Source organism: Sinorhizobium alkalisoli (assembly GCF_008932245.1).
In the GTDB taxonomy this organism is placed as follows: Bacteria; Pseudomonadota; Alphaproteobacteria; order Rhizobiales; family Rhizobiaceae; genus Sinorhizobium; species Sinorhizobium alkalisoli.
In genome coordinates this window covers 416,301-441,688 of sequence record NZ_CP034911.1, presented here as the reverse complement: position 1 = coordinate 441,688, position 25,388 = coordinate 416,301, and the positions used below count along the sequence as shown (strand labels likewise).

20 protein-coding genes are annotated in these 25,388 nt (G+C 57.6%); 10 read left to right on the top strand and 10 right to left on the bottom strand.

Annotation, left to right across the window (positions count from 1 at the left end; genetic code table 11):
* Positions 1 to 19: 19 nt before the first annotated feature.
* The 10 genes from nifB to EKH55_RS29125 all read right to left on the bottom strand — a co-directional run bounded on the left by nifB (position 20) and on the right by EKH55_RS29125 (position 10,960).
* On the bottom strand, positions 20 to 1,501 hold the full coding sequence (nifB, locus tag EKH55_RS29170) for a nitrogenase cofactor biosynthesis protein NifB (RefSeq protein WP_069456680.1): 1,482 nt from the start codon (positions 1,499 to 1,501) through the stop codon (positions 20 to 22).
* Positions 1,502 to 1,725: 224 nt separating this feature from the next.
* On the bottom strand, positions 1,726 to 3,375 hold the full coding sequence (nifA, locus tag EKH55_RS29165) for a nif-specific transcriptional activator NifA (RefSeq protein WP_165614673.1): 1,650 nt from the start codon (positions 3,373 to 3,375) through the stop codon (positions 1,726 to 1,728).
* Positions 3,376 to 3,582: 207 nt separating this feature from the next.
* Positions 3,583 to 3,876, bottom strand: a complete 294-nt coding sequence (locus EKH55_RS29160; RefSeq protein ID WP_083265197.1) for a ferredoxin family protein — start codon at positions 3,874 to 3,876, stop codon at positions 3,583 to 3,585.
* Positions 3,877 to 3,889: 13 nt separating this feature from the next.
* Entirely contained in the window at positions 3,890 to 5,197 is a 1,308-nt protein-coding gene (locus EKH55_RS29155; RefSeq protein WP_069456681.1) for an FAD-dependent oxidoreductase, read from the bottom strand.
* A gap of 11 nt (positions 5,198 to 5,208) precedes the next feature.
* Positions 5,209 to 6,321, bottom strand: a complete 1,113-nt coding sequence (locus tag EKH55_RS29150; protein WP_069456682.1) for an electron transfer flavoprotein subunit alpha/FixB family protein — start codon at positions 6,319 to 6,321, stop codon at positions 5,209 to 5,211.
* 18 nt (positions 6,322 to 6,339) lie between these two features.
* Positions 6,340 to 7,191 (bottom strand): electron transfer flavoprotein subunit beta/FixA family protein, encoded by an 852-nt coding sequence (locus EKH55_RS29145; protein WP_069456683.1) that lies wholly within the window; start codon positions 7,189 to 7,191, stop codon positions 6,340 to 6,342.
* Between the two features lie 180 nt (positions 7,192 to 7,371).
* Positions 7,372 to 7,734: a nitrogenase stabilizing/protective protein NifW gene (gene nifW / locus EKH55_RS29140; protein ID WP_069456684.1), complete on the bottom strand. Its 363-nt coding sequence runs from the start codon at positions 7,732 to 7,734 to the stop codon at positions 7,372 to 7,374.
* Between the two features lie 100 nt (positions 7,735 to 7,834).
* Positions 7,835 to 9,034: a cysteine desulfurase NifS gene (gene nifS, locus EKH55_RS29135; RefSeq protein WP_069456685.1), complete on the bottom strand. Its 1,200-nt coding sequence runs from the start codon at positions 9,032 to 9,034 to the stop codon at positions 7,835 to 7,837.
* Positions 9,035 to 9,147: 113 nt separating this feature from the next.
* Complete coding sequence (locus EKH55_RS29130) at positions 9,148 to 9,468, bottom strand: iron-sulfur cluster assembly accessory protein (protein ID WP_069456686.1); 321 nt, start codon at positions 9,466 to 9,468, stop codon at positions 9,148 to 9,150.
* Between the two features lie 952 nt (positions 9,469 to 10,420).
* Positions 10,421 to 10,960, bottom strand: a complete 540-nt coding sequence (locus tag EKH55_RS29125; RefSeq protein ID WP_069456713.1) for a peroxiredoxin — start codon at positions 10,958 to 10,960, stop codon at positions 10,421 to 10,423.
* A 562-nt stretch (positions 10,961 to 11,522) separates the two neighbouring features.
* Between EKH55_RS29125 and EKH55_RS29120 the strand changes: the two genes are divergently transcribed.
* The 10 genes from EKH55_RS29120 (at position 11,523) to nifE (ending at position 25,383) form a co-directional block, all read left to right on the top strand.
* Positions 11,523 to 12,191 (top strand): nitrogen fixation protein NifQ, encoded by a 669-nt coding sequence (locus EKH55_RS29120; protein WP_151614018.1) that lies wholly within the window; start codon positions 11,523 to 11,525, stop codon positions 12,189 to 12,191.
* A 104-nt stretch (positions 12,192 to 12,295) separates the two neighbouring features.
* Entirely contained in the window at positions 12,296 to 13,624 is a 1,329-nt protein-coding gene (locus EKH55_RS29115) for a dicarboxylate/amino acid:cation symporter (protein ID WP_165614674.1), read from the top strand.
* A 244-nt stretch (positions 13,625 to 13,868) separates the two neighbouring features.
* On the top strand, positions 13,869 to 15,086 hold the full coding sequence (locus tag EKH55_RS29110) for a cytochrome P450 (protein WP_165614675.1): 1,218 nt from the start codon (positions 13,869 to 13,871) through the stop codon (positions 15,084 to 15,086).
* Between the two features lie 559 nt (positions 15,087 to 15,645).
* Complete coding sequence (locus tag EKH55_RS29105; protein ID WP_069456689.1) at positions 15,646 to 16,221, top strand: nuclear transport factor 2 family protein; 576 nt, start codon at positions 15,646 to 15,648, stop codon at positions 16,219 to 16,221.
* Positions 16,221 to 17,852, top strand: a complete 1,632-nt coding sequence (locus EKH55_RS29100; protein WP_083265199.1) for an SDR family oxidoreductase — start codon at positions 16,221 to 16,223, stop codon at positions 17,850 to 17,852. The genes EKH55_RS29105 and EKH55_RS29100 overlap by 1 nt, the downstream gene beginning before the upstream one ends.
* Positions 17,853 to 18,029: 177 nt before the next feature.
* Positions 18,030 to 19,085 (top strand): LLM class flavin-dependent oxidoreductase, encoded by a 1,056-nt coding sequence (locus tag EKH55_RS29095; protein ID WP_069456690.1) that lies wholly within the window; start codon positions 18,030 to 18,032, stop codon positions 19,083 to 19,085.
* 596 nt (positions 19,086 to 19,681) lie between these two features.
* The gene (gene nifH, locus EKH55_RS29090) at positions 19,682 to 20,575 is read left to right on the top strand and encodes a nitrogenase iron protein (protein WP_069456691.1); all 894 of its coding nucleotides are present in this window, start codon (positions 19,682 to 19,684) and stop codon (positions 20,573 to 20,575) included.
* Between the two features lie 99 nt (positions 20,576 to 20,674).
* Positions 20,675 to 22,189: a nitrogenase molybdenum-iron protein alpha chain gene (gene nifD, locus EKH55_RS29085; protein ID WP_069456692.1), complete on the top strand. Its 1,515-nt coding sequence runs from the start codon at positions 20,675 to 20,677 to the stop codon at positions 22,187 to 22,189.
* Positions 22,190 to 22,291: 102 nt separating this feature from the next.
* Positions 22,292 to 23,833: a nitrogenase molybdenum-iron protein subunit beta gene (gene nifK / locus EKH55_RS29080; protein WP_069456693.1), complete on the top strand. Its 1,542-nt coding sequence runs from the start codon at positions 22,292 to 22,294 to the stop codon at positions 23,831 to 23,833.
* Between the two features lie 59 nt (positions 23,834 to 23,892).
* Positions 23,893 to 25,383 carry a nitrogenase iron-molybdenum cofactor biosynthesis protein NifE gene (nifE, locus tag EKH55_RS29075; protein WP_069456716.1) on the top strand — a complete coding sequence of 497 codons (1,491 nt, stop codon included), beginning with the start codon at positions 23,893 to 23,895 and terminating at the stop codon, positions 25,381 to 25,383.
* Positions 25,384 to 25,388: the final 5 nt, after the last annotated feature.

Below are 25,388 nucleotides of genomic sequence, written 5' to 3'. Positions count from 1 at the left end.
TGTGTCTGGATAGGCAAGCTCAAGCTGTTGCCTGCGATGGATCGATGCCATGCTCAGCGGCGTAAAGAGCGCTAATCGCGGCTTCGATGTAATCATAGCCAAATGCCTCCGTTGCCCGGATCCCAGCTTCCATGAGCTGCTTCTTGGGACAATTTCCAATCTTGGCGCACAACACTACGTCTATGCCTTCGAGTGCAGCAATGATACCACCGAGGGTGCCTTCCTCGCCCCAGCCCCCACGGCAATACGGCTCGATCTTGCGATGCCCCACAAATTTAATCCCTGTCAGCGAGGCTTCATAAACTTGGAACTCCTTCGCATGGCCGAAGTGTTCGTTGATGCGTCCGCCCCCCTTCGTCGCAACAGCCACTTGAAGCGACCCGCGCGTGCTCATTGATGCAAGCGTCGTCATAGCCTGGTTCTTGGCTGCCAAATGGTCATCGAGTATGCGTGCGACCACCTCGCGGTAGGCACGACGCTTGCCACTGTTGTAGCCAAGTTCGGGCGGAATGTGGTCGAGCGTGAACTCCTGGCCGCGATCAGTGCCGAGAAGGCCGACTGCATCGGCGCGGCACTGTCGGCAGTGACGCATCAACTTGGCGCCGCCTTCGAGACGATCCTGAAGCGCCTTCAGTTCGAGCGCATTTGGGCCGCGCTGTCCGGTGAGGCCAAAGCAGGTGCCGTGTGCCGGGTCGGAGATCAGCGGCATGACGTTGTGCAGAAATGCGCCGCGCTCTTTGACCCATTTGTTGACTTCGATCAGGTGCTGGTCATTGACGCCGGGGATCATCACCGAATTAATTTTTGTTAGGATGCCGCGTTCGCTCAGCATCTCAAGCCCCAACATCTGCCGCTCATGGAGAATTTTGGCAGCATCCATACCGGTGTATCGGCGATGACGATAAAAGATCCACGGGTAAATCTTCTCGCCGACTGCGGGGTCAACCATGTTGATGGTGATCGTCACGTGGCTGATGTTCAATTCGGCCAACTGATCGACATGCTCCGGCAGAGCAAGTCCATTGGTGGAAATGCATAGCTTGATGTCCGGGATCTCCCTAGCGACGCGTTCGAAAGTCGCCCTCGTCTTCTCCCAGTCGTAGCAGGCATCGCCCGGGCCCGCGATGCCGAGCACGGAAAGCTGCGGCAATTCGTTGGCGACGGCAATCACCTTACGCAGCGCCTGGTCCGGTGTCAGCTTTTCCGAAACGACGCCAGGCCGACTTTCGTTGGAGCAATCATATTTACGATTGCAGTAATTGCATTGGATATTGCAGGCTGGTGCGACGGCGACGTGCATACGCGCAAAATAGTGGTGCGCTTCTTCTGAAAAGCATGGGTGATCCTTGATCTTCTCCCAGGTAGCCGAATCCATGTGGGTTGGCCTCGAGGACAAGCCGCAGGACGAGGATGCGCAGCCACCGGATTTCGCGCTTGTCAGCAATTGCCCAGAGGATGTCGTCTTGGCCAGGCTTTCAAGCGAAATAATCGGTGCACTCATCGAACAGCTCCACTGGTGAGTAAGGTCGTTGTCAAAAATGCAAGCGCTGTGCCAACCAAATCAGATAGTAATTTCAACACGTTGTTGTTTCATGTTCGATTTGCGCCAATTGCTCCGACGCCATTTTGGCGAAGTCGCGACAATAAGCGGCCAAATTGGACAATAGACCCGCGTGCCTGAGGAAGAGGGGTTGCTCACGCCCAAGATAATGTCGGCTCACCGACTTAGATCTTCTTCACCTGTATACGATGGCGACGTAATGCATAGCCAACTTGCCGCGGTGTGAGGCCCAGAATCCGAGCTGCCTTTGCCTGAACCCAGCCGGCCTTCTCCATAGCACTGATTAGCAACTCGCGGTCGGTTAGATGTGGTGCCACCGTTAAGCCGGCCGGTCCGGTGGAGTAACCGAAGCTGACCGGGGATTCGACCGTCCCATTGAGTGTATTGCCCGCAAGTGGACGGTCAGCGCTTTTCCAGAGCATTGAAGAAAGGCATTGGTCTTTCAGACAGGAGAAATCTGATGGAAGGATCGTCCCCGAACGCGCGAGAGTGGCGGTCCTCCGGACGCAATTTTCAAGCTCTCGGACGTTGCCGGGAAAGTTGCATTTTGACAAGAGCTCGAGCGCAGCCGGCGTGAATGTGAGATCCCGATTGTTTTCTCGGTTGAATCGGTCGAGAAAAACCCTCGCAAGGCGTGAAATATCTCCATTTCGCTCCCTGAGAGGCGGCAAAAATATGGGTACCACATTGATCCGGTAGTAGAGGTCGGCCCTGAACTCCCCATCCGCGACTGCCGCCTCTAGATCCTTGTTCGTGGCGCATATGAGTCGAACGTCCACCTTGAGTGTTTTTGTGCCGCCGACTCGCTCAAGCTCACCCTCCTGCAGGACGCGCAACAGTTTCGCTTGAAAGGCCGGCGAAATCTCGCCGATCTCATCGAGCAGCAGGGTTCCACCGTGCGCCAATTCGAAACGACCTGCGCGCTGAGAGATGGCCCCAGTAAAGGCGCCCTTTTCATGTCCAAACAGTTCCGATTCCAGGACGCCTGCAGACAGTGCGGCGCAGTTCAACTTCACGAAGGGCTTCTTTCTTCGAGGTGAAAGCTCGTGGATGGCCTTGGCAAAGAACTCCTTGCCTGTGCCGCTTTCACCCCTGAGAAGCACTGCAGAATTGGTTATTGCAACAACTTTGACGCTTTCGACCACCTGTTTGAGCGCAGGGCTTTCCCCAACGATCCAATCGATTTTTGTGGGGCGTTGTGGGGCAGGTTCGGGGAGTTCCTTCTCGCCTGAACTAGTCTTGCGGGCTCCTTCCTCGCCCAAGATTGACTGACCATCGCGGCTCTGGTGGCGATCCAACCGAACGGCCCGGGCCGCAAGGTTGGCAATCATGGACAGGAAACGCACCTCTTCCTCGAATTGTATCCTGGTGCCGCCATCCTTGGCGCGGTCGAGCCATAGTGTTCCAAGCGTTTCTTGATCCACCTTCATCGGGACGCCAACGAAGGTGGTCGGGCCGGTGGCGTTCGAGCTGGTTTGAAGCTCAGCCTGGAACAGGTCCGACTTGCAAGTGTCCGGTACGACCAGTGGCGCGCCTTTTGCGAGGATTCTGTCTATTGCAGCCTTCGCCGGAATGCAGCGAGCGCCTTGAGATGCTTGCTCCACGCCGAGCGTTGCAACCAGCTCGGGCGCTCCTCCAGCATTCAGAACGACGATTGCGCCGCGCCGCATTGGGAGAATTGCGGAGAGGGCCTTAATGACATTGGCGAGCTTGGTCTCGAGATTGGCTGGACCAATCAAGACTTTCGATACCCGATAGATACCGCTGGCCCAGAAATCCGGTTTGTGCATGGTTTGAGCGGTTCGTTCAGTCATACCCTCATTGAGCCCATTGTGCAGCATTTCAGCCTGGAAACACCGTCCGGACCGCTCATGCTCCCAAGGAGAACATACCGCGATGCTAATATTATCAGGTGCTTACATCGGCACTTGAGAGTACGCAAATGTAGCCGTCTTGCTCGACAAAAGCGAGATGCTTTTGGCTTCACTGTCTGGTTTCATGGAGACTAGAGTTAGCTGCTATCAACCGAATTTGAAGAGGACACCGAATCCACCTCGTGGGTAGCTCCAATCGATATCACCGTTTGCTTCGCACAATACTCTACATGTACCGCACTCCATGCACCCGTCAGCAGTAACTTCCACTTGTCCGTTTTCATTCACCTCATAACATTGGGCTGGGCAGATCCGCGTCAGTGCGAGCAAGTTTGCGCTCGGAGACTGATGCGGTCGCACTTTAATATGTGGCCGCCCTGCGTCCACCAGATAGCGATTCTGGTAAAGCCTATCCTCGATGCGAACGAATGGAGCTGTCATCTCGCTTCTCCCTTTAGCGCCAAGCAAGTGCCAAGCGGACCGCGTCGCTGAACAGTCCCCATCGCGAACGTGCCTTGACAAAAGCGGCCGTGGTCGCTTTTTCCTTCTCGATCTTGGGTGTGCCGTCGACGCGCACGAAATTTTGCGCTGCCTTGGACAGCAGCTGCGGGTACGTCAAAAAAAAGTTCCGTGAGTTCGTGTGGAGCAGGGCAGGCATGTCCTTGTATTTTTTAAGATCTTTCACAACAAAAGATTTGTCCAGCATGGCCTTGTAAAGGGAGAGGTTTTCCGGGCCCATCGGGCATCCTTGGCTCTTGATTATGGAGATCGCCTCGCCGGCGATGCGACCCGACGTCATGGCGAGATTAGAGCCCTCGCGGTGCACGGCATTGTTAAGCTGCCCCGCGTCACCAACCACAACCCAGCCGTTTCCAAATAGCTGCGGAATTGCCTTGTACCCACCTTCCGGAATGAGGTGCGCCGCATATTCCTTAACCTCCGAGCCCGCAAGGAGCGGGCGGATTGATGGATGGTCCTTGAAGGCGTCAAGAAGGGTGTATGGACTTTCCATGGTCGCTGCGAAATCGGAGACAAGGCAGCCGAAACCGAGTGAGACTGATTCCTTGTTGGTATAAAGAAAACCCAATCCGGCCATTCCGCGCGAGATTGTCCCAGCCGCTTCAATAACACAGCCTTGATCGCCGGTAAGGCCGAAGCGCTCGCCGATGACCTCTTCCGGCAGGAAGTGCATTTCCTTGACAGCGAGTGCCACGGCCTCGGGTTTCGGCACCTTGCGAAATCCTGCTCTCGTGCCGAGCAGGCCGTTGACACCTTCTGCGAGGACGACCACTTCCGCGTGGATGGGGTCACCAGCACGATCAGTGCGTACGCCTATCACCTTACCCCCGCCATCGAGAACCAGCTCCGTCGCCGTCGTCTCGCACAGAACTGTCGCACCAGCCTCGCGCACTTTGCGCGAAAACCACTTGTCGAACTGGGCGCGTATGATCGTGTAGCGGTTCGGCGTCGGCTCATTAAAATCGTCCGACCGGTAGTGCACTCCGGTGTGCGAAGTGTCGTCCATCAGCCAGAAACGCTGCTCGATTAGATGCCGCTCAAGAGGTGCGTCATCCCGAAAATCCGGAATGATTGTCTCCAGCATGTTGGCGTACAGTATGGCGCCTTGGACGTTTTTGGAGCCCGGGTACTCTCCGCGTTCCAACTGCAGCACCTTTAGGCCGCGACTTGCCATCGTGTAAGCAGCCGCGTTTCCAGACATACCGGCGCCGACGACGATGGCGTCGAATTTCTCCTTGGTCATAGGGTCTTACCTCAGTTCACTAGCCTGATATGATTGCCCGGTGCCAACCGTCTGATGAAAACTTCCGTCAGTGCCGGCAAAAAACTGACCGCGTCGGCGACAACACCGATATTGGCGAAATCGAAGATTGGCGCGTTCGGATCGGTGTTGATAGCGACAATGAGATCTGCTCCCTCGACGCCAACGCGATGCTGGATCGCGCCTGATATCCCAGCCGCTATATAGAGTTTCGGCCGGATCGTTTTGCCAGTTTGGCCGATCTGCCGATCAGCCGCCATCCAACCCTTTTGCACTAACGGCCGAGAACAGCCATAATCGCCGCCGATCGTTTGCGCGAGATTCTTAAGGAGCTGCAGGTTGTCAGCAGCGCCGAGTCCAAGCCCGCCGGCAACTACTACATCCGCATAGGCGAGATTAGCGTTCTCCGATTGGCCATCGGAAAGGAAACCGACCACTTTCGTGACGATCTCATCCTCGAGCATCCGCAAGTCATGCCGGATTACCCGCCCGATTCGCTTGTTTGACCGCTGTGGCATGCGCATGACCCTTGGTCGCACAGTTGCCATCTGGGGACGGCAATTGAGCGTATAGATCGTGCAAAGCAAGGAGCCGCCGAATGTGGGCCGGGTGGCTGCGAGGGAACCGTCGTCATCCACATCAAGTCCAGTGCAGTCGGCTGTGAGCCCCGTCAGCAGTGTGGTAGCTACGGAACCGGCGAGGTCCCGACCGAGCGTCGTCGCCCCGAGAAGCAGAATTTCGGGTTTATAGGTATTGACGAGATCTGTTAGTGCTTTGGTGAAAGACTCGTTTCTATAATCGGTGAGCAGCGGCTTCTCGACGAGGTAGACCAGGTCGGCATCATAGGCGAAGGCCTCAGCGACAGCATGCCGGGTAGAATCTCCGGGCGGCCCGAGAACAACACCCGCGAGCTGCACGCCCAGCTGGTCAGCGAGTCTGCGTCCTTCGCCGAGAAGCTCGAACGAGACCGGGTGGACCTGACCGCGCTCCAGCTCGATGAAAACCCAGACGTGCCGGTACTTCTTGAAGTGGTCAGGAAGGTTCCTCTTGGTGCCGGCTCGGCCGAGCGCAGCGGGTGGCGGTGCTTTAGTTTTTCGAGTTCCCATTATTCTGCTCCTATCTCGTCACGCGCTATCAGCAGAGGAGAGCTCGTGTTGCAGCGCCGGCTGGTGAGTGAAAATGGACGCGACCAGCTCGTTAGCTATGTCGTGCACTCTCTTTTCGGTAGTGTCGATTTGCACCGCTTTTTGTTCTCGCGGGGTTGGAGCGAAGACCCGCTTGACGACCGTCGGTGAACCGCGCAGTCCGCATTTGGTGATGTCTTCAATGCCGGCTTCCGCCGCGTTCCACTTGACGATCTCGCTGCGCGCTGCGCGCAAGGCGTCATCAAGTGAGCCGCGGCGAATGACAGTGGTGCCCTCTAGCATGGTGATGAGGCAAGGCAATTCGCTTTTCAGAACGTGCGTGCCGCCTTCCGAGCGGCGCTCGACCGTAATCGCGCGCGCGCTGAGATCTATGGAGGTAATCTTCGCAACATAGGTCAACTGCACGAGGTTCAGGCGCTTTGCTATTCCAGGGCCGACCTGGGCGGTGTCGCCGTCGATTGTCTGCTTGCCTGTGAAGACGATGTCCGGCGTGTCAAAGCTGTTGCCAATCTGCGATATTGCCTGAGAAAGTGCGAAGGAAGTCGCCAACGTGTCAGAGCCGGCAAAGTGACGGTCAGTTAGGAGTATCGCCCGGTCTGCGCCATAAGTGAGTGCCTTGCGCAGTGCTTCCTCTGCCATGGGAGGGCCCATGGTGAGCACCGTGACTTCGCCGCCATGGAGGTCGCGCACTTTGAGGGCCTCTTCGAGAGCAAACAGGTCGTAAGGGTTGATGATGGTCGGCACGCCTTGGCGCATAATCGTGTTTGTCACCGGATGGACGCGTATCTGCGCTGAGTCCGGGACCTGCTTGATACAGACTACAATGTGCATGAGGTCTCTTTAGCTCCGATCGCATTTGGGCCTGAAGGTTTCGCCTGTCTTCAGAGCACCAATCGTGCCAACCACATGACTTGTCAGTAACCGACTGGAATTTAAGCATTGTTCGTTTCTGTACGATCGGATTTCTGACAGTCTTGTCGGATTTGGGACGTCATATGTCTTAAACCGAACTCACTTGTCGCTTCCGAAAGACTCCAGCACGGTTTCCAACGGTACAAACGTCTGCCCTGGCGCGGCAGTTTTAGTCGGGTCGCGTTGCTCAAGCACCCTGAACACCCGATGTGAAAGTGGCGAAGAAGCCGCAAAATCCGCGTAGGCGCGTTCCAGCGCGTCGCGCGCACGGGCGCGGTGGTCGGAAAAGTTCTCCTCAGCCAGGTACTGTCCCATGCGTTTCATGATGTGGAGCCGTGAGACGTCGAGCACCTTCGGCTCAAACGAAACGTCAAGGGCCTCAAAGAATTCCTCGGCAGTCGACAAGTTCTTTAGCCGCGCGAAAATTGCGTCGCTCGAAACGGCCTCGCCATCACAAGTCATTGCATTCTCCTATAGGTGGGATTAGTTGTCTGGTTCCAGTTGCAGCTAGACGCTGAAGCCGACCCGGCAGCGGACCTTTCAAGCCGTTCCCGTAAAATGATCAGCGTGCTGCGGCCGCGGAGTTGTCTATCCTTCGCCTTTCACCTCCCGCAGAGAATGGAAACGAACCGCGAAGTTTCATCACAATTCCAGGTATCACCTCGAGTACCTGATCGACATCCTCCTCGCGGCTGAAGTGTGAAAAGGAGAAGCGAACCGCGCCGAGTGCCGCAGCGTCGGGGTTCATCGCCTCGAGAACATGGCTCTGCCGCGAGGAGCCAGAGCTGCAGGCGGAGCCAGACGCGCAGGCGATGCCGTGGCGATTGAGCAGAAACTGAACGGCTTCACTGCCGATGCCCTCGAAGACCACATTTGTCGTGTTAGGTAACCGCGCGAGCGGATCGCCGGTGACGAAGGTCTTGGGAATGCGTTTGAGAAGTCCTTCCTCCAAACGATCGCGAAGCGATTTCACCCATGTGATTTCCTCGTCCATGCGCCACAAGGCAAGTTCGGCTGCCTTGCCCAAACCTACAATCCCGGGCGTGTTCTCTGTGCCCGCGCGTCGGTTGCGCTGCTGGTGCCCACCCATGATAAGTGCATGAAAGGGCACGCCGCTCTTTATGTAGAGTGCGCCGACGCCTTTCGGCCCATGGAACTTGTGACCGGAGAGCGACAGCATGTCGATTGCGGTCGATTTCAGGTCCACCGGAAGCTTACCGATCGCCGGCACTGCGTCAGTGTGGAAAATTGCGCCGACATTCTTGGCCATCTCAGAAAGCCTGGCCACGGGGAAGATCGTCCCGGTCTCGTTGTTCGCCCACATAATTGAGACGATTGCCACACGATGGGTGAGGGCGGCCCGATAGGCGTCGAGGTCGAGTCGGCCATGTTGATCGACCGGGATCCGATGCACCTTGATTCCTCTTGTTTTTTCAAGGTGACCACAGAGCGTTAGAACCGCCGGGTGTTCAACCGCTGAAGTGACGATTTCTGATCGCTCGGGCATCACGTCCAGTGCTGAAAGAATCGCCGTATTGTTGCTTTCGGTCCCGCCCGACGTAAAGATGATCTCATGATCGAACTTGGCACCGATCAGCGCTTGCAATTGCTGGCGCGCCGTCTTCATCGCTGCGCCGGCAGCAGCGCCAATGTCGTGCATCGACGAGGGGTTGCCAAACTGGTCCGCAAAGAACGGCAGCATTGCCTGGAGAACTTCGGAATCGACGCGTGTCGTTGCGTTGTTATCGAGGTAGATCGACATCCAGGATGGCCCTCCGCCTACTTAAGTGACGCCAGGAGCACGCTGGGACACCAGTACTGATGCGGCATTCTTGATCCTTTTTCATGATGATCTCGTATTCTCCTTCTGCCCGGTCAGCTAAAGGACTTCCCGCAGGCGCAGTTCTCGCTCGCGTTGGGATTGTCGAAGATGAATCCGGGTGAATTCACATCCGTTGTGAAATCGACTGTCATGCCGCCGACGTGAGGTTGAGAGTCTGAGTCTACGAATACTTTAACCCCTCCCGCCTCAATGACAGCATCGCCGTTGCGTGGCTCGCTTTCCAAACCCAGGTGGTATTTGAAACCAGAGCATCCGCCCGCTTGCACTTTGATGCGTAATCCAGTCGCCGGCTCGGGAGCCTTTGAAAGCGCAAATTTTACTGCGGCAATGGCACTGTCGGTGAGCGTTATCATGGACCGTTCCCCCCGGTTCCGAGTTGCGCTTGCGAAAAGCGATGCATTTGGCGTGCCAACAGAAAAATCGTTCGAAAACAACACCCCATCCAAACACAGAGGTGTCGCATATGTGACACCGTCGAAATTCCGACATTGCCGAGTTGATCACACCGAGCTCGTGTGAGGTTTTGCCGGGGCTAGGCAAAGGAGGTTATTCTCTCTTTTATTCATCGGCAACACGGTGGCAGTCGGCTCGGGCTTGCTCCTGCCCAAGTGGCGCGACTCCGGCGTTTCTCCAACTTATCTCCCGGGCCAGTTCATGGGAGTGTCATTGTGGTTTCGGACTAGCTATCGAGCGACAGTCGACCTTTGGGCCGACAAATGATGCGGTCAGCCGAACCGCCCAGGTCGGATCCGCCGGGTCACGCTGGTGTGTTCTGTCCGGCAGCAAGTCAATGAGTCAAAGCACGCAATCGCACACCATGGGCGGTTCCACCGCGGTTTTCTTTTAGCAAGCGAAATCGTTGTCATTCACATGATGGCGGTGAGCCAAACGGCATACAGCGGGCGCTGGCACACTGTGGTGCTGCCAGCCTCTTCCTGTTCATGCGAAACGCTTTCGTCAACGATAGATAAGGAATGCGAGATGCTCGCGGGCGGATTACCCAGACAATTCAACGGGAGAATGTTGCTCCCGTTGGCATGTTTATTGCTCAGAGTTCGCCGAACCAGTCGATCAAAGTAGCGGGTGCAATTTCCTTGTCTCTTATGTCTTCTGTGAAAAAAGGTCTCGTTAACCGGCTCCGCTCGGCGTGGCGGTGGGCCTTTCGAGCGGCCGCATTCGGATCGTGTCTTCTTGCCTCTGCAACGATGGGGCAAGACAATCTGCTGGAGAGGCGAGATCGCTATTCAGCGCCACAAGGAGCCGACGGCTCTAGACTACAATCCGGCGACACCTGTTGGGGACCGCTCAAGAGGCGGGAGCGGTCCTCAAGGTTTCAAGAATGTTCTGCGGAGAAGAGACCTCATAGGGATCGGACTCGCAGTTGTCAGAGAGACCTTCCTCTTCAAACCATTTCTCCACCACGCCATCATTGACCACGGCAGCGTAGCGCCAAGAGCGCATCCCGAAGCCAACATTGTCCTTTGCGACCAGCATACCCATTTTGCGAGTGAATTCGCCGGAACCATCCGGAATGAGATTGACCTTTTCTACGCCCAAGGCCTTACCCCACGCATTCATGGCAAAGGCATCATTGACTGATAGGCAGTAGACCGACTCAATCCCCGCATCCCGGAACTCGTCATATAGCTTCTCGAAATCGGGCAATTGCCGAGTTGAGCAAGTCGGGGTGAACGCACCGGGAAGCGAAAACAGAACGACGCGCTTGCCGCTGAAGTAATCCTCGGTTGTTCTGACTTCCCACCGGTAGGGATTTGGCCCCTTCACGGTCTCGTCGCGAACGCGCGTATGAAAGGCAACGAAGGGAATTCTTTTTTTCATGGGCATCAGCATTTCTCCTTTTTCATTGGCATCAGCATCCTTCGGAAAAGAACCGGCGCATTCCGTGATTGGCAGCTTGGCGGCTACCGGCGAGCAAACAGCAAGCGCCGTGCCACTTGACATCCAAACTGTAGCAGCACTGCTTTGTGGCGCGCATGGCCATGTTGGTGTGCGCGTATCGGCTTTGGCCACAAACTCCAGCAGGCGCCTTTCGAGGCTCAGCCCGTCGGCGTGATGGGCCGGCAGCTGCTGGCGCGTACTATCGCCTGCGAGGCCGATTTGCCGCGTCACGGTTCCGCGTTTCCTGTTGAGTATCCGGCCGCTACTCTTGGCAGAGAACCGACATCTCATGTTATCCTTGTCGTCCTCCTGACACGGCCGCATCCCCCCGAGCTCCTGCCAGACTTTCGTTTAGTCCTTGAATAGCAACCACAAAGTTACCTCTTCGGCTCGGCAGATTCGATTGGCACGAGACTTGAACCGTCCCCGACACGACGCGGCCAGAATTGCCTTGCGGCAAGCACCCGCGGGCGCTCGGTGTGGTGGAACGAAGAGGGAAGGAAGAAACGTGTCAAATCTAGCTCAAGTCCGCGCTTTGTCGAAAGGGAGAACAGTCCTTGGAGCCGGAATCTCCGATCGGCCGCGACAATTGTCCGAACTTCTGGGCCCCGGAACCTGGCCGTCCGTAGATCTTAAAATGGATTTCGATCAGTACGTGCTTGCTTGTGTCCTTTCGCGTGCGCTTGAGGAGATCGATGCCGGCGAGGCAACTGCGACAGAGGCAACGGGCCTTTCGCAAGTCGAGCTTCGAGACATCGTGAACCGCAGTTTTCCCGCACCAACGATTCACGCTTTCTGCCTGGAAGATGTCAACGATGCGGAGCCCGGCATGGAGGAGGAGCTCCTGCGCGGTCTGCTGCTCGCGCATGCTCGACCGGGCGATTCAGCGAGCGTACGTTTCGCCAAGATCATAGCCCGCCGTGCTTTACGCCACGACCATCTCTGGAGGGAGCTCGGCCTTTTCGATCGGGTCGAACTCAGCCGTTTGATCTCAACCCATTTCCCAAGGCTTGCAGCCGGCAATACCGACAACATGAGGTGGAAGAGGTACTTTTACCGCAAGCTCTGCGAGGCTGAGGGATTTTCGCTGTGCACGGCGGCCGCTTGCCAAGAATGCAAGGAAATGGCGAGCTGCTTTGCCCCTGAGGAAGGGGAAAGTATTCGCGTGGAGCCCTAGTAGGAGTCAAAGGTAGGCATCGCCGACGCCGGCTGTGGGCCGCTGCGCTTCGCCGATTCAGCGTGCCCGGTTTACGGCACATGCATGCACCCGTGGAGGCTATCATGTCGATCGCAGAACATTACGCGGAGGTCCGCAGCAAGACACCCCTTTATCGCCATCTCTATGTCCAGGTGCTGGCAGCGATCGCCGCAGGCATCCTGCTCGGGCATTTCTATCCGAATATCGGCACTGAGCTCAAACCGCTCGGCGACGCCTTCATCAAGCTCGTCAAGATGATCATCGCGCCGGTCATCTTTCTGACCGTGGCAACCGGCATTGCCGGCATGACCGATCTCGCGAAGGTCGGCCGTGTCGCCGGCAAGACAATGCTCTACTTTCTAACCTTCTCCACTCTCGCGCTCGCCATCGGCCTGGTGGTCGCGAATGTGGTGCAGCCGGGCGCGGGTATGCATATCGACCCGGCCTCGCTCGACGCCAAGGCGGTCACCGGCTATGCGGAAAAGGCGCATGAGCAGTCGATCACCGGCTTCCTCATGAACGTCATTCCGACGACGCTCGTCGGTGCCTTCGCCGAGGGCGACATCCTGCAGGTGCTCTTCATCTCGGTGCTCTTCGGCATTTCGCTGGCGATGGTCGGCAAGAAGGCCGAGCCGGTCGTCGATTTCCTGCAGGCGCTGATGCTGCCGATCTTCCGGCTGGTGGCGATCCTGATGAAGGCCGCGCCGATCGGTGCCTTCGGCGCCATGGCCTTCACCATCGGCAAGTACGGCCTCGCCTCGATTGCCAACCTCGCCATGCTGATCGGCACATTCTATCTGACCTCGTTCCTGTTCATCTTCGTCGTGCTCGGCGCGGTCGCCCGCTACAACGGCTTCTCGATCGTCTCGCTCATCCGCTATATCAAGGAAGAGCTGCTGCTCGTCCTTGGCACGTCGTCTTCCGAGGCGGCACTTCCGGGCCTGATGAACAAGATGGAGAAGGCGGGCTGCAAGCGCTCCGTCGTCGGCCTCGTCATCCCGACCGGCTATTCCTTCAACCTCGACGGCACCAACATCTACATGACGCTTGCGGCGCTCTTCATCGCACAAGCGACCGATACGCCACTCTCCTACGGCGACCAGATCCTGCTCCTGCTCGTCGCCATGCTGAGCTCGAAGGGGGCGGCCGGCATCACCGGCGCCGGCTTCATCACGCTTGCTGCCACTCTGTCGGTCGTTCCATCCGTACCGATCGCCGGCATGGCGCTGATCCTCGGCATCGACCGCTTCATGTCGGAATGCCGGGCGCTAACCAACTTGATCGGCAATGCGGTCGCGACCGTGGTAGTGGCGAAATGGGAAGGCGAGCTTGCCGGGGCGCATCTTGCAGCCGCCCTTGCAGGCAAGGCGCCGGTCCAGACCATGCCGGCGGTTGTCAAGCCAGCGGAGTAATGCCCCTGAGGCCGGACGATAAATGCTTTTTTGCGCGACTTATTTCGCAGATCGCGCCCACTTTCTTGCGGCGCGACCACGGGCTGCTTGTCTGTGCAGCAGGTATTTACCCCAACATTCCCGCATTCTTGATCGTCGCCCAAGGGACAAAGAGCGATTTCTGACGGAATTCTCCCGATCGGTTCCGCTCAGATCCTCGACGGCCCACGCAGTTGATGAGTGATTGACAGAAGGGACAAAGCGCGTGAAGACCAACACCATTCCAGATCATGTACCGCGCGAACTGGTGCGGGACTTCAGTCTTTTCAGTTCACCTGGCATGGCTCCGACGCCTAACGGCGATCCGCACGCTGCCGTGGCCTGTGTTCATGAGGGCCCACCGATCTTTTACTCTCCGTCCAACACGCGTGATGGGCGAGGTACCTGGGTCATAACACGCGCGAGAGACCAGCGCCGGGTGCTGCAGGATACAAGGACCTTTTCCAGCCATCGTAGCATCTTCGCCTCCGCACTGGGCGAACATTGGCCGGTCATCCCGCTCGAACTGGATCCACCGACCCATGGTGTGTTTCGTGCACTGCTAGATCCTCTGTTCTCATCCAAGCGGGTGATTGCACTCGAGCCGACTATCCGCGAGAGAGCGCGCGCGCTGATCGACCGCATAGCGAGAGAGAGAACCAGCTGTGACGTCATGAGGGATTTTGCCTTGCCCTTCACGGTCAGCGTCTTCCTTAGCTTTCTGGGGCTTTCGCAGAGGCGATCCGAAGTATTTGTTGGCTGGGTAAGCGATTTACTCCACGGTAACGCAGACAAGCGAACGGCAGCAGCCCGGTCTATCGTGGGCTTCATTGACGAACTTGCAGACAGGCGCCGCAGGACACCAGCTTTCGATTTCATGACTTTTGTCGTGCAGGCGGAGATTGATGGCCGCTCCTTAACAGAAGAGGAAGTCCGTGGCATCGGTGTGCTTTTCTTGGTCGCGGGACTCGACACGGTCGCGGCTGCCATAGGCTTTGACATGGCCTATCTCGCACGCAATCCAAAGGACCAGGAGTTGTTGCGGAACGAACCGGATCGGGTCATGCTCGCCGTTGAAGAATTGCTGCGCGCCTATTCAACCGTTCAGATGATCCGCGTGGCCGCGAGGGATATCGTGTTCGAAGGCGTGCCGATCCGTAAGGGTGATTATGTTTCCTGCGCCACTATGTTTGCCAATCGTGATCCATCGGAATTCGAGTGCCCTGAGACTATCGATCTGGCACGACGGGGGAACCACCACACCGCTTTTGGCTATGGTCCACACCTTTGCATCGGAGCGCACCTTGCACGGCGAGAAATCGTCGTTGGCCTACGCGAATGGTTGGCGCGCATCCCGACTTTCCGCATCAAAGAAGGTACGGCGCCGATTACCCATGGCGGTCATGTATTCGGGATCAGGGATCTTATTCTGACTTGGACCTGATCGGGATCCGGCCTGTACGCAGACGCGCACGGCTCAAAACGCCCAGCCGCTCAACGACCTTCTCAACAAGCAGCGGCTTTAAGGGCGTTAAGACGACTGTCGCCTTTGTCGGCCTGACGACACAGGCTTGTTTGAGCCCATTTCTCGTATATCGCGGCTAAGTAGCTGAAAAAGAAACCATAAATGCATTCTTTGGGTGGTCAGCCAGATTGGCATGAACTTTGAACGTGTTCCATTGAGCGGCGGCGCCAAGTTGCTAGTGAGCACACTACCACGGATCTCAGGTTCGAGTGGCCGCGGTTTCAGGAACCATTACCGCACATTCGGTTGAGTTCTCGTGACGCGTCAACGTGGAAGCTTAGACCGTCGTAAGCGAAAGGGAAGAACGAGGTGATGAAGACCGCAGAAAGGCCGGCCCTTTTGGGGAAATCTCGAAAACTCCGTTGTCCGGTCCAGGCGGGGCAGCGATGAGCTTCGCGCCGGAAACCGCGTATCTTCGCCGGTAACGCGTGGTCCTGCGGACACGCTTCATAGAATTTTCAGAACCTCTATTGAGCCGATGCATCAAGCAACCATAACCCAACTCTTCGACCGGGACGCAATCCGCGACTGTCTCCATCGTTACTGTCGAGGGATCGACCGGGCAGACGAGGCCGCTTTGCGCAGCTGTTATTGGCCCGATGCAACTGACAATCACGGAAGTTACTCCGGCTCTGCCCGGGGGTTCATTCAGCTTGCGCTTAGTGTCTTCAAAACCCAGCCGCGCAACATCCACCAGCTTGCAAACATAATGGTCGAGTTCCTGGGCCCGGCAGAGGCCGCGGTAGAAAGCTATTTCATCGCGCTGCAGCGCAGACCCGACGAGGCAGGCGAGATGAGGCAGATGCTCCTGTGCGGACGATACTGTGATTTGTTTCAGAAAAGGGAAGGGGAGTGGCGCATCTTCGAACGCACCGTAGTCTATGATTGGGTCGAAGAGCAGAGGCCCCCGACGTCCACGGAAGCTGAGCTGTTCGGTCCTCGCCAGCCGATTGGGGCACCGCACCCGAATGATCCCGTCTACGAACTTTTGAAGCGGCGCGCTCCTCTGAAAACTCATCCAAAGAACCGGGTCGGCGGTGGAGAAGAAGAATAATGATTCGACTTCGCTACCCTCCTTTTCCCCGCGCCACCGCCTGCCCGGTGAAGACACGCCTGGACGACTGCCCGGTTAAGCCAGGGCGGGTCATCATCGTGACAGGTGCGGCAGGGGGTATCGGCCGTGCGCTGGTCGATATTTTTGCCACGAGTGGAGACATTGTAGTCGCGGTGGACCTTCCAGACAGCGGTGTGATCGAACTGGGCCTTTGTCTCGGCCAGCCCCATCTCGGCCTTGAGTTCGACGTGTCGCGACACGACGATGTCCTCGCATTCTGTACCCTTCTGGAAAAACGATTCTCGCGGATTGGAGTGCTCGTCAATAATGCGGGGATAGGGCCGACGATGACTGCGACCGTCGACACTCCCATCCAAGATTTTCAACGCGCTCTAGCAGTAAACCTCATCGGGCCGTATTCGATGGCGTGCGAAAGCGCCAAGCTGATGAAACCTGGCGCAGCCATCGTCAACGTCGCTTCGCTTGCTGGCCTCCTCGGCAACCCAAAGCGCAATGGCTACGCCGCTTCGAAAGCTGCGCTGATCTCAATCACGAAAACGATGGCGTGCGCATGGGCTTGGCGCGGCATCCGCGTGACAGCGGTAGCCCCCGGTTACGTGCGTACGCCAATGGTCGCGGAATTAGAAACAGCTGGCAAGTTGGACGTCAGGGCAATAAGGCGCCGCGTGCCGATAGGCCGACTGGCTCGTCCCGACGAGATCGCGCGACCCGTGCACTTCCTGGCCAGTGAGCAGGCAGGTTTCATCACCGGATCGACGCTTGTAGTCGATGGTGGCTGGATGTCATTCAACCAACCAGGTGAAGCCCACCCAACTCAGGGTAGGACGCCCGGAGCAGAACTCTTACGCCCGGTCGAGGACACCGATGCGCGAACGGTGGTCGTCATGGACGGTGCTAAAGGCATAGGCGCGGCTATCGCTCGCCGCTTTGCCGCGAGCGGCGATACGGTTGTGATCGCTGACGGAGACGGTGGTGCAGCGGTAAAGCTGGCTGACTTGCTCGGCGACAAGCACCTGTCAAAACGCGTGGACAGGACAGTCGAGAGCGAGGTCGTCGCGCTCTTCGAAGAATTGCGGAAACGCTTCGGCCACATCGACGTCTTCGTCAACGGCCTTGGCGTGAATGGCACATTCGCCCCCGATCTTGAGCAGGCCACGGCAGGGCTCAAAAACACTCTGGGGATAAATCTTACTGGCGCCTTCACCTGCGTGCGCGAGGCCGCGATATCGATGCGACCTGGTAGTGTAATCCTGAATCTCGCAACGAGTTGCAAGCTCTTACCTCTCTCGATGAAGCATGCTTACGCCGCGTACAACGCCGGCCTGGATATGCTTACCCGGTGCATGGCGGCCGAATTCGGGCCGCTTGGGATCCGCATAGCCACAGTCGCTCCAGGTCACATCCGCGCGTCTGGCGACCTCCAGTGCGAGACGCCTACAGGCACACGCCCGAGATCGCTCCGACAGGAGATCCCTTTGGGCAGGTTTGGGGAACCGGAGGAAGTCGCCGAAGCCGTCTACTTTCTGGCATCGTCTGATGCCTCCTACATCTACGGCTCGATCCTGCACGTGGACGGAGGCTGGAGCTCGTCCGGAGACGCGGGGAGCTGAGAATTCCCATGTTAGCTGTGGAGCTCTTAACCACAATGAGACCCCTTCGAACGAGTCGCTTCATCGATCATGGGAGCGTGCTCGTGAATCGAGGTCGTGCCAGGCACGCCTACATGCCCGTACTGACCGCCGGGTCATCACGAGCTGTGTCGTCCCTTCCGCAAACAAGGAGACACCATGGAGTTCGCAACGTTCATTCTGGCTGCCCAGCGAGGCTATCATCAATCTTCCGATAGCGTCATCCGCAACTCAGTAGAGCAGGCCGTTCTTTCGGAGCAGGCTGGCTTCCGCACAGCTTGGTTCGCCGAGCACCACTTCAACAACTACAGCCTCGTCCCGTCGCCCTTGCTGATGGTCGCCCACTGTGCCGGATTGACGAGCACCATACGCCTCGGCACCGCGGTCTGCGTGCTGCCACTCTATCAACCGCAGCGCCTGCTGGCGGAAATCGGCTTTGTCGATATCGTTGCGAACGGCCGACTCGAGCTCGGCGTTGGTTCAGGATACCAGCAGTTTGAATTCGACCGCTTCGGCGTCAATGTAGATGAGGCGCCGGCCGTCTTTTCGGAATACCTCGACATCTTGCTCAAGGGTCTCACGCAAAAGATCTTTTCCCACAATGGTCACTACACGCAGATACCTGCGACGGCGATTTCGGTGCGCACCCTTCAAAAGCCAACCCCGCCGATCTGGATTGCCACCGGGTCCTCCAAAACAATGCGCCGAGCCTATCGTGAGGGACACAACCTTTTCGTTACGGCCCTCCATCAGGGCTTGGAAACTCTGGGCCTGCTGCGAGACATCATCCAGACCGCCGCTGTATCCGAGGGCAAAAAGGTCCGTGACGCCAAGCTGTCGCTTTTGCGCTGCTGCTATGCCAGCGATGTTGGCGCGGAAATCAACCGCTATCTCGATAACGCCCGCTTTCAGCGCCGGCTGTCCGAGGCCCTGCATCAGCGTCGGCAACAGAGCAAGGACGGCTACATGTTGGAGGAGGTGCCGACGCATCAGGACCTCTCGTTCGATACTATGCGCAAGAACCTGCCCATCGGGAACATAAATCGCGTGATTGATCGCCTTCTGGAGGAGATCGAAGTCTTGAAGCCGGACCAGATTGCAATTCAGACGCAGTTGGGAGATTTGAACCAAAGAACGATGCTGCGCCAGATAGAGCTCTGGGGAGACAGGATCATCCCAGCAGTACAGAAATCGCTCGGGCAGCCGGACACTTGAAGTTGTCTGCCTGACTTTCAGATCAGCTCACCTTCCTCACGCGCTATCGCAGTACCCGGCAAGTGCAAGCCGGGCCTCCAGATGCCGGGCACACATTGGAGCTGAGCTCTTCCGGAAGCACCAGCTCGTGGATCGTCATAGGACGCATGCACATTCATACCACGGTACCCATTTGAGCTCCGATGGCCGATTTCAATCGCGGTTTAATCAAGTGAGGGCCGGGAAAGCAGTGTGAAGCACACTTGATCGAACGGCTGGCACTTCGAGTTGACAAGGCCTTCGCGAGAAGAGCGCTCCCAACCCCCTCCTCAGCCCTGATCGGCAGCATCATCTTGTCGGATCCTAACGTCTGATAGGCGACGCTATAAGACAATTGCTGGTCACAATTGTCGGTTCCGAGACAAGGATTTGCTTTGTGACGCGGGGGGTCTCCTTTCCGCATAAGTAACTGATACCCTACAACAATGTAGCTCTATTCGGTCTACCCGCCGAGTTGGCACGGGTCTTGTAACCATCCTTGCGCAGGCGGCAAAAGCTGCCGGCGACATTCATGTTGCGGGCAACCGCGATGGTTCGAACAAACGAAGGAAAGCAACATGGCAGGTCTGCGTCAAATCGCCTTTTACGGGAAGGGTGGTATCGGCAAGTCCACTACTTCACAAAATACGCTCGCCGCCCTTGTCGACCTCGGGCAGAAGATCCTTATCGTGGGCTGCGACCCCAAGGCCGACTCCACCCGCCTCATCCTGAACTCGAAGGCGCAGGACACGGTCCTGCATCTCGCGGCAAAGGAGGGTTCCGTGGAAGACCTCGAGGTGGAGGACGTGCTGAAGGTCGGTTACAAAGGCATCAAATGCGTGGAGTCGGGCGGCCCCGAGCCGGGCGTCGGTTGCGCCGGGCGCGGCGTCATCACGTCCATCAACTTCCTGGAAGAAAACGGCGCCTACGATGATGTCGACTACGTCTCCTACGACGTGCTCGGCGACGTGGTGTGCGGCGGCTTCGCGATGCCGATCCGCGAAAATAAGGCCCAGGAAATCTACATCGTAATGTCCGGCGAGATGATGGCACTCTATGCCGCCAACAACATCGCTAAGGGGATCCTGAAATACGCCCACTCGGGCGGCGTGCGGCTCGGCGGGTTGATTTGCAATGAGCGACAGACAGACCGCGAACTCGATCTCGCCGAGGCACTCGCGGCCAAGCTCAATTCCAAGCTAATTCACTTCGTGCCACGCGACAACATCGTCCAGCACGCCGAGCTCAGGAAGATGACGGTTATCCAGTATGCACCGGACTCCAAGCAGGCGGCGGAATATCGCGCGCTGGCTGAAAAGATCCACGCCAATTCGGGCCAGGGCACCGTCCCGACCCCGATTACCATGGAGGAACTCGAGGACATGCTGCTCGACTTCGGCATCATGAAGACCGACGAGCAGATGCTTGCAGAACTCCAGGCCAAAGAAGCGGCGGTAGCAGCTGCCCAGTGACTGCCTCGCAGACGAAGTCGGAACTTTACCCGGCGCAACATTCCACCAACGCTGCCTCCTCTTGGAGGCATCACCCGAACCGCGAAAAGGGGCAGGCGAATGAGCCTCGATTACGAGAATGACAGTGCTCTCCATGAGGAGCTTATCACGCAAGTGCTGTCGCATTACCCAAACAAAGCGGCGAAACGTCGCCAAAAGCACCTCAGTGTCGCATCCGATAGCGAGGAGGCCGGCGAGGAAGGCCAGGCCATCTCCGAATGTGACGTAAAGTCGAACATCAAGTCCATTCCAGGCGTAATGACGATCCGCGGCTGCGCCTATGCTGGCTCGAAAGGCGTGGTCTGGGGCCCGGTCAAGGATATGGTCCATGTCTCGCATGGGCCGGTCGGTTGCGGTCAATATTCATGGTCGCAGCGCCGCAACTACTATGTCGGCACGACAGGTGTCGATACATTCGTAACGATGCAGTTCACCTCCGATTTTCAGGAGAAGGACATCGTGTTCGGTGGCGACAAAAAGCTGGAAAAGATCATCGATGAGATCGAGGAACTGTTTCCCTTGAACAAGGGCTTCACTATCCAGTCCGAATGTCCGATCGGTCTCATTGGCGACGACATCGAGGCCGTCTCGCGCAAGAAGGCCAAGGAGTACGAAAAAACAATCGTGCCGGTACGCTGCGAAGGCTTCCGCGGCGTCTCGCAATCGCTCGGCCACCACATCGCCAACGACGCCATCCGCGACTGGGTGTTCGACAAGGCGGACGACAAGACGGACGTCGAGTTCGAAGCCGGTCCCTACGATGTCAACGTGGTCGGCGACTACAACATCGGCGGCGACGCCTGGGCCTCGCGCATCCTGCTTGAAGAGATGGGTCTGCGCGTCGTCGGCAACTGGTCGGGGGACGCGACGCTCGCGGAAGTGGAGCGTGCCCCCAAGGCCAAGCTTAACCTCATCCACTGCTACCGCTCGATGAACTACATCTGCCGGCACATGGAAGAAAAATACGGCATTCCCTGGATGGAATATAACTTCTTCGGCCCCTCCCAGATCGAGGCCTCTCTGCGCAAGATTGCCAGGCATTTCGGCCCGACGATCGAAGAACGGGCCGAGAGGGTCATCGCCAAGTACCGGCCGATGGTCGACGCCGTGATCGACAAGTACTGGCCGCGCCTGCAGGGCAAGAGAGTGATGCTCTATGTCGGCGGTTTGCGCCCCCGTCACGTCATCACCGCCTATGAAGACCTCGGCATGCAGATCGTCGGCACCGGCTACGAATTCGCCCACAACGATGACTATCAGCGCACCGGCCATTACGTGAAGAAAGGCACGCTGATCTATGACGACGCAACCAGTTACGAACTGGATAAGTTCATCGAGAGGATTCGTCCCGATCTGGTTGGCTCCGGCATCAAGGAAAAGTACCCCGTGCAGAAGATGGGCATACCATTTCGCCAGATGCACTCATGGGATTATTCCGGCCCGTACCACGGCTATGACGGCTTCGCCATCTTCGCCCGCGACATGGACCTGGCCATCAACAATCCGGTCTGGGACCTCTACGGCGCGCCCTGGAAGAAAGTGACCACGCCTGCGGCAGCGGTTGCAGCCGAATAGAAGCGTGGTCTTCCGCGGACAGGAACCCGCGGGAGACCCGACGTCTCAAAAAGTTTTCCTGTGCCGCCGTTTGACGAGGCCAGATGAAAAAGGGTGACCAGTATGCCGCAATCGGCCGAAAAGATTCTTGACCATGCTCCCTTGTTCCGCGAGCCGGAATACAGAAAGATGCTAGCGGAGAAGAAGCTGAATTTCGAATGTCCTCACTCCGATCAAATCGTCACTGACCAAGCTGAATACACCAAGACCTGGGAATATCGCGAAAAGAATCTTGCCCGCGAAGCGCTCGTGGTGAACCCAGCCAAAGCCTGCCAGCCGCTGGGCGCGGTATTCGCCGCCGCGGGATTCGAGCGGACCATGTCCTTTGTGCATGGCAGCCAGGGCTGCGTTGCTTATTACCGGTCGCACCTTTCGCGGCATTTCAAGGAGCCTTCATCGGCAGTCTCATCCTCGATGACTGAGGACGCGGCAGTGTTCGGCGGCCTGAAGAACATGGTCGATGGGCTCGCCAATACTTACGCGCTCTACGACCCGAAGATGATTGCCGTCTCTACCACCTGTATGGCGGAAGTCATTGGTGACGATCTGCATGGCTTCATTGAGAACGCCAAGAGCGAAGGCTCAGTCCCTCCCGAATTTGACGTGCCCTTCGCCCATACGCCTGCCTTCGTCGGCAGCCACGTCGACGGCTATGACGCCATGGTCAAAGGCATCCTGGAGCACTTCTGGAAAGGCAAGGAGCGTACGGAGGCGGCTGGCACGATTAATATCATCCCGGGCTTCGATGGCTTCTGCGTCGGGAACAATCGCGAACTCAAGCGTCTGCTCAACCTTATGGGCGTGTCCTACACCTTCATCCAGGATGCCTCCGACCAATTCGATACGCCGTCCGACGGCGAATTCCGCATGTATGACGGAGGCACGAAAATCAAAGACGTAAGAGCGGCACTTAATGCGGAGGCGACGCTCTCGCTGCAGCACTACAATACCCGCAAGACGCTCGATTATTGCCAGGAGTTCGAGCAGGCTACCGCCTCCTTCCACTACCCGCTCGGGGTCAAGGCAACCGACGAGTTCTTGATGAAGGTGTCGGAGATTTCCGGCAAGGAAATCCCCGAGACAATACGCTTGGAACGCGGCCGACTGATCGACGCCATGGCGGACAGCCAATCCTGGTTGCACGGTAAAAAATACGCAATCTACGGCGATCCTGACTTCGTCTACGCCGCAGCCCGGTTCATCATGGAAACCGGCGGCGAACCCATCCATTGCCTCGCCACCAACGGCACGACCGCCTGGGAAGCCGAGATGAAGGAGCTGCTTGCATCTTCTCCCTTCGGCAAAGATGCCCAAGTCTGGCCTGGAAAGGATCTTTGGGCAATGCGATCGCTGCTCTTCACCGAGCCGGTAGACCTGCTGATCGGCAATTCCTATGGCAAGTACCTCGAGCGCGATGCCGGCACGCCGCTCGTCCGGCTTATGTTTCCGATTTTCGATCGCCACCACCACCATCGTTTCCCGCTCATGGGCTACCAAGGGGGGCTGCGCGTCTTGACGACGATCCTCGACAAGATTCTCGACAAGCTCGATGGCGAGACGATCAAGGTCGGAGTGACAGACTACTCATATGACCTCACCCGGTAGAAGCGGCGGTTGGCCGAGAGGCGGCCAGCTGTCCTCCGATGGAATTGGAGACCGGCGCAATGCATTCGCCCACTGCTAAAATCCAGGATGTTTTCGACGAGCCCGCCTGCGAGATAAATCGGGCCAAGGATGACAAGGCGCGCAAAAAGGGCTGTTCGAAGCCGTTGACTCCCGGCGCGGCAGCCGGCGGCTGCGCTTTTGATGGCGCCAAGATTGTGCTGCAGCCGATCACCGACGTGGCACATCTCGTTCATGCACCGCTCGCCTGCGAAGGCAATTCCTGGGACAACCGAGGTACGGCGTCGTCCGGTCCCACGCTGTGGCGCACCAGCTTCACCACTGATCTAACCGAACTCGACATCATCACGGGGCAGAGCGAGCGGAAGCTGTTCCACGCGCTGCGCCAGATCAAGGAAGCGTATGCGCCGCCAGCGATCTTTGTTTATGCGACCTGCGTAACCGAACTCATCGGTGACGACATCCAGGCCGTCTGCAAGCGCGCGGCGGAAAAATTCGGCTTACCGGTGGTGCCGATCAATGCGCCGGGTTTCGTCGGTTCAAAGAACCTCGGCAACAAGCTCGCCGGCGAGGCATTGCTCGATCACGTCATCGGCACCATGGAGCCTGATGATGTCGGTCCTTACGACATCAATATCCTTGGAGAGTTCAATCTGTCTGGCGAGTTCTGGTTGATAAGGCCACTCTTGGACCGGCTTGGCATCCGTGTTCGCGCCTGCATTCCTGGTGACGCGCGCTACCGAGATGTTGCCTGCTCGCACCGCGCACGCGCAGCCATGTTGGTGTGCTCGACGGCACTCATCAACCTTGCTCGGAAAATGGAAGAGCGTTGGCAAATCCCCTTCTTTGAGGGGTCCTTCTACGGCATCACCGCCACCTCGGAAGCTCTCCGACGGATTGCGGAGCTGCTCGTAAAGAGAGGTGCCGATGCACAGATCCTCGCTCGCACCGATACACTCATTGCAGAGGAGGAGGCGATTGCGTGGAAAAGACTTGAGGTATATCGCCCCCGGCTCCAAGGCAAGCGGGTGCTTATCAACAGCGGCGGCGTGAAGTCCTGGTCGCTTGTACATGCATTGATGGAGATCGGCATGGAGATCGTCGGCACCTCGGTCAAGAAATCGACGGCTGGAGATAAGGAGCGCATCAAGCAGGTGCTGAAGGACGAGCACCACATGTTCGAGTCGATGGCGCCTCGAGAGCTCTACACCATGCTCTCAGAGCACAAGGCCGACATCATGCTGTCAGGCGGGCGCACCCAGTTCATTGCGTTGAAGGCAAAGACACCTTGGCTTGATATCAACCAGGAGCGCCACCATCCCTATGCCGGCTATGACGGCATGGTGGAGCTCGTGCGCCAGATCGACTTGGCTATTCACAACCCTATCTGGTCCGAAGTACGGGAGCCCGCACCGTGGGAAATCGATTCTCATGCGGAGGAACAACCAAGCGCGCACACGCTCAGCGAAGCTGCGGGTGTCGCGCCCTCAAAAACTCGCCGGCACGACGTCGGTGACTTTGCTGAGTGTTGAGGAAA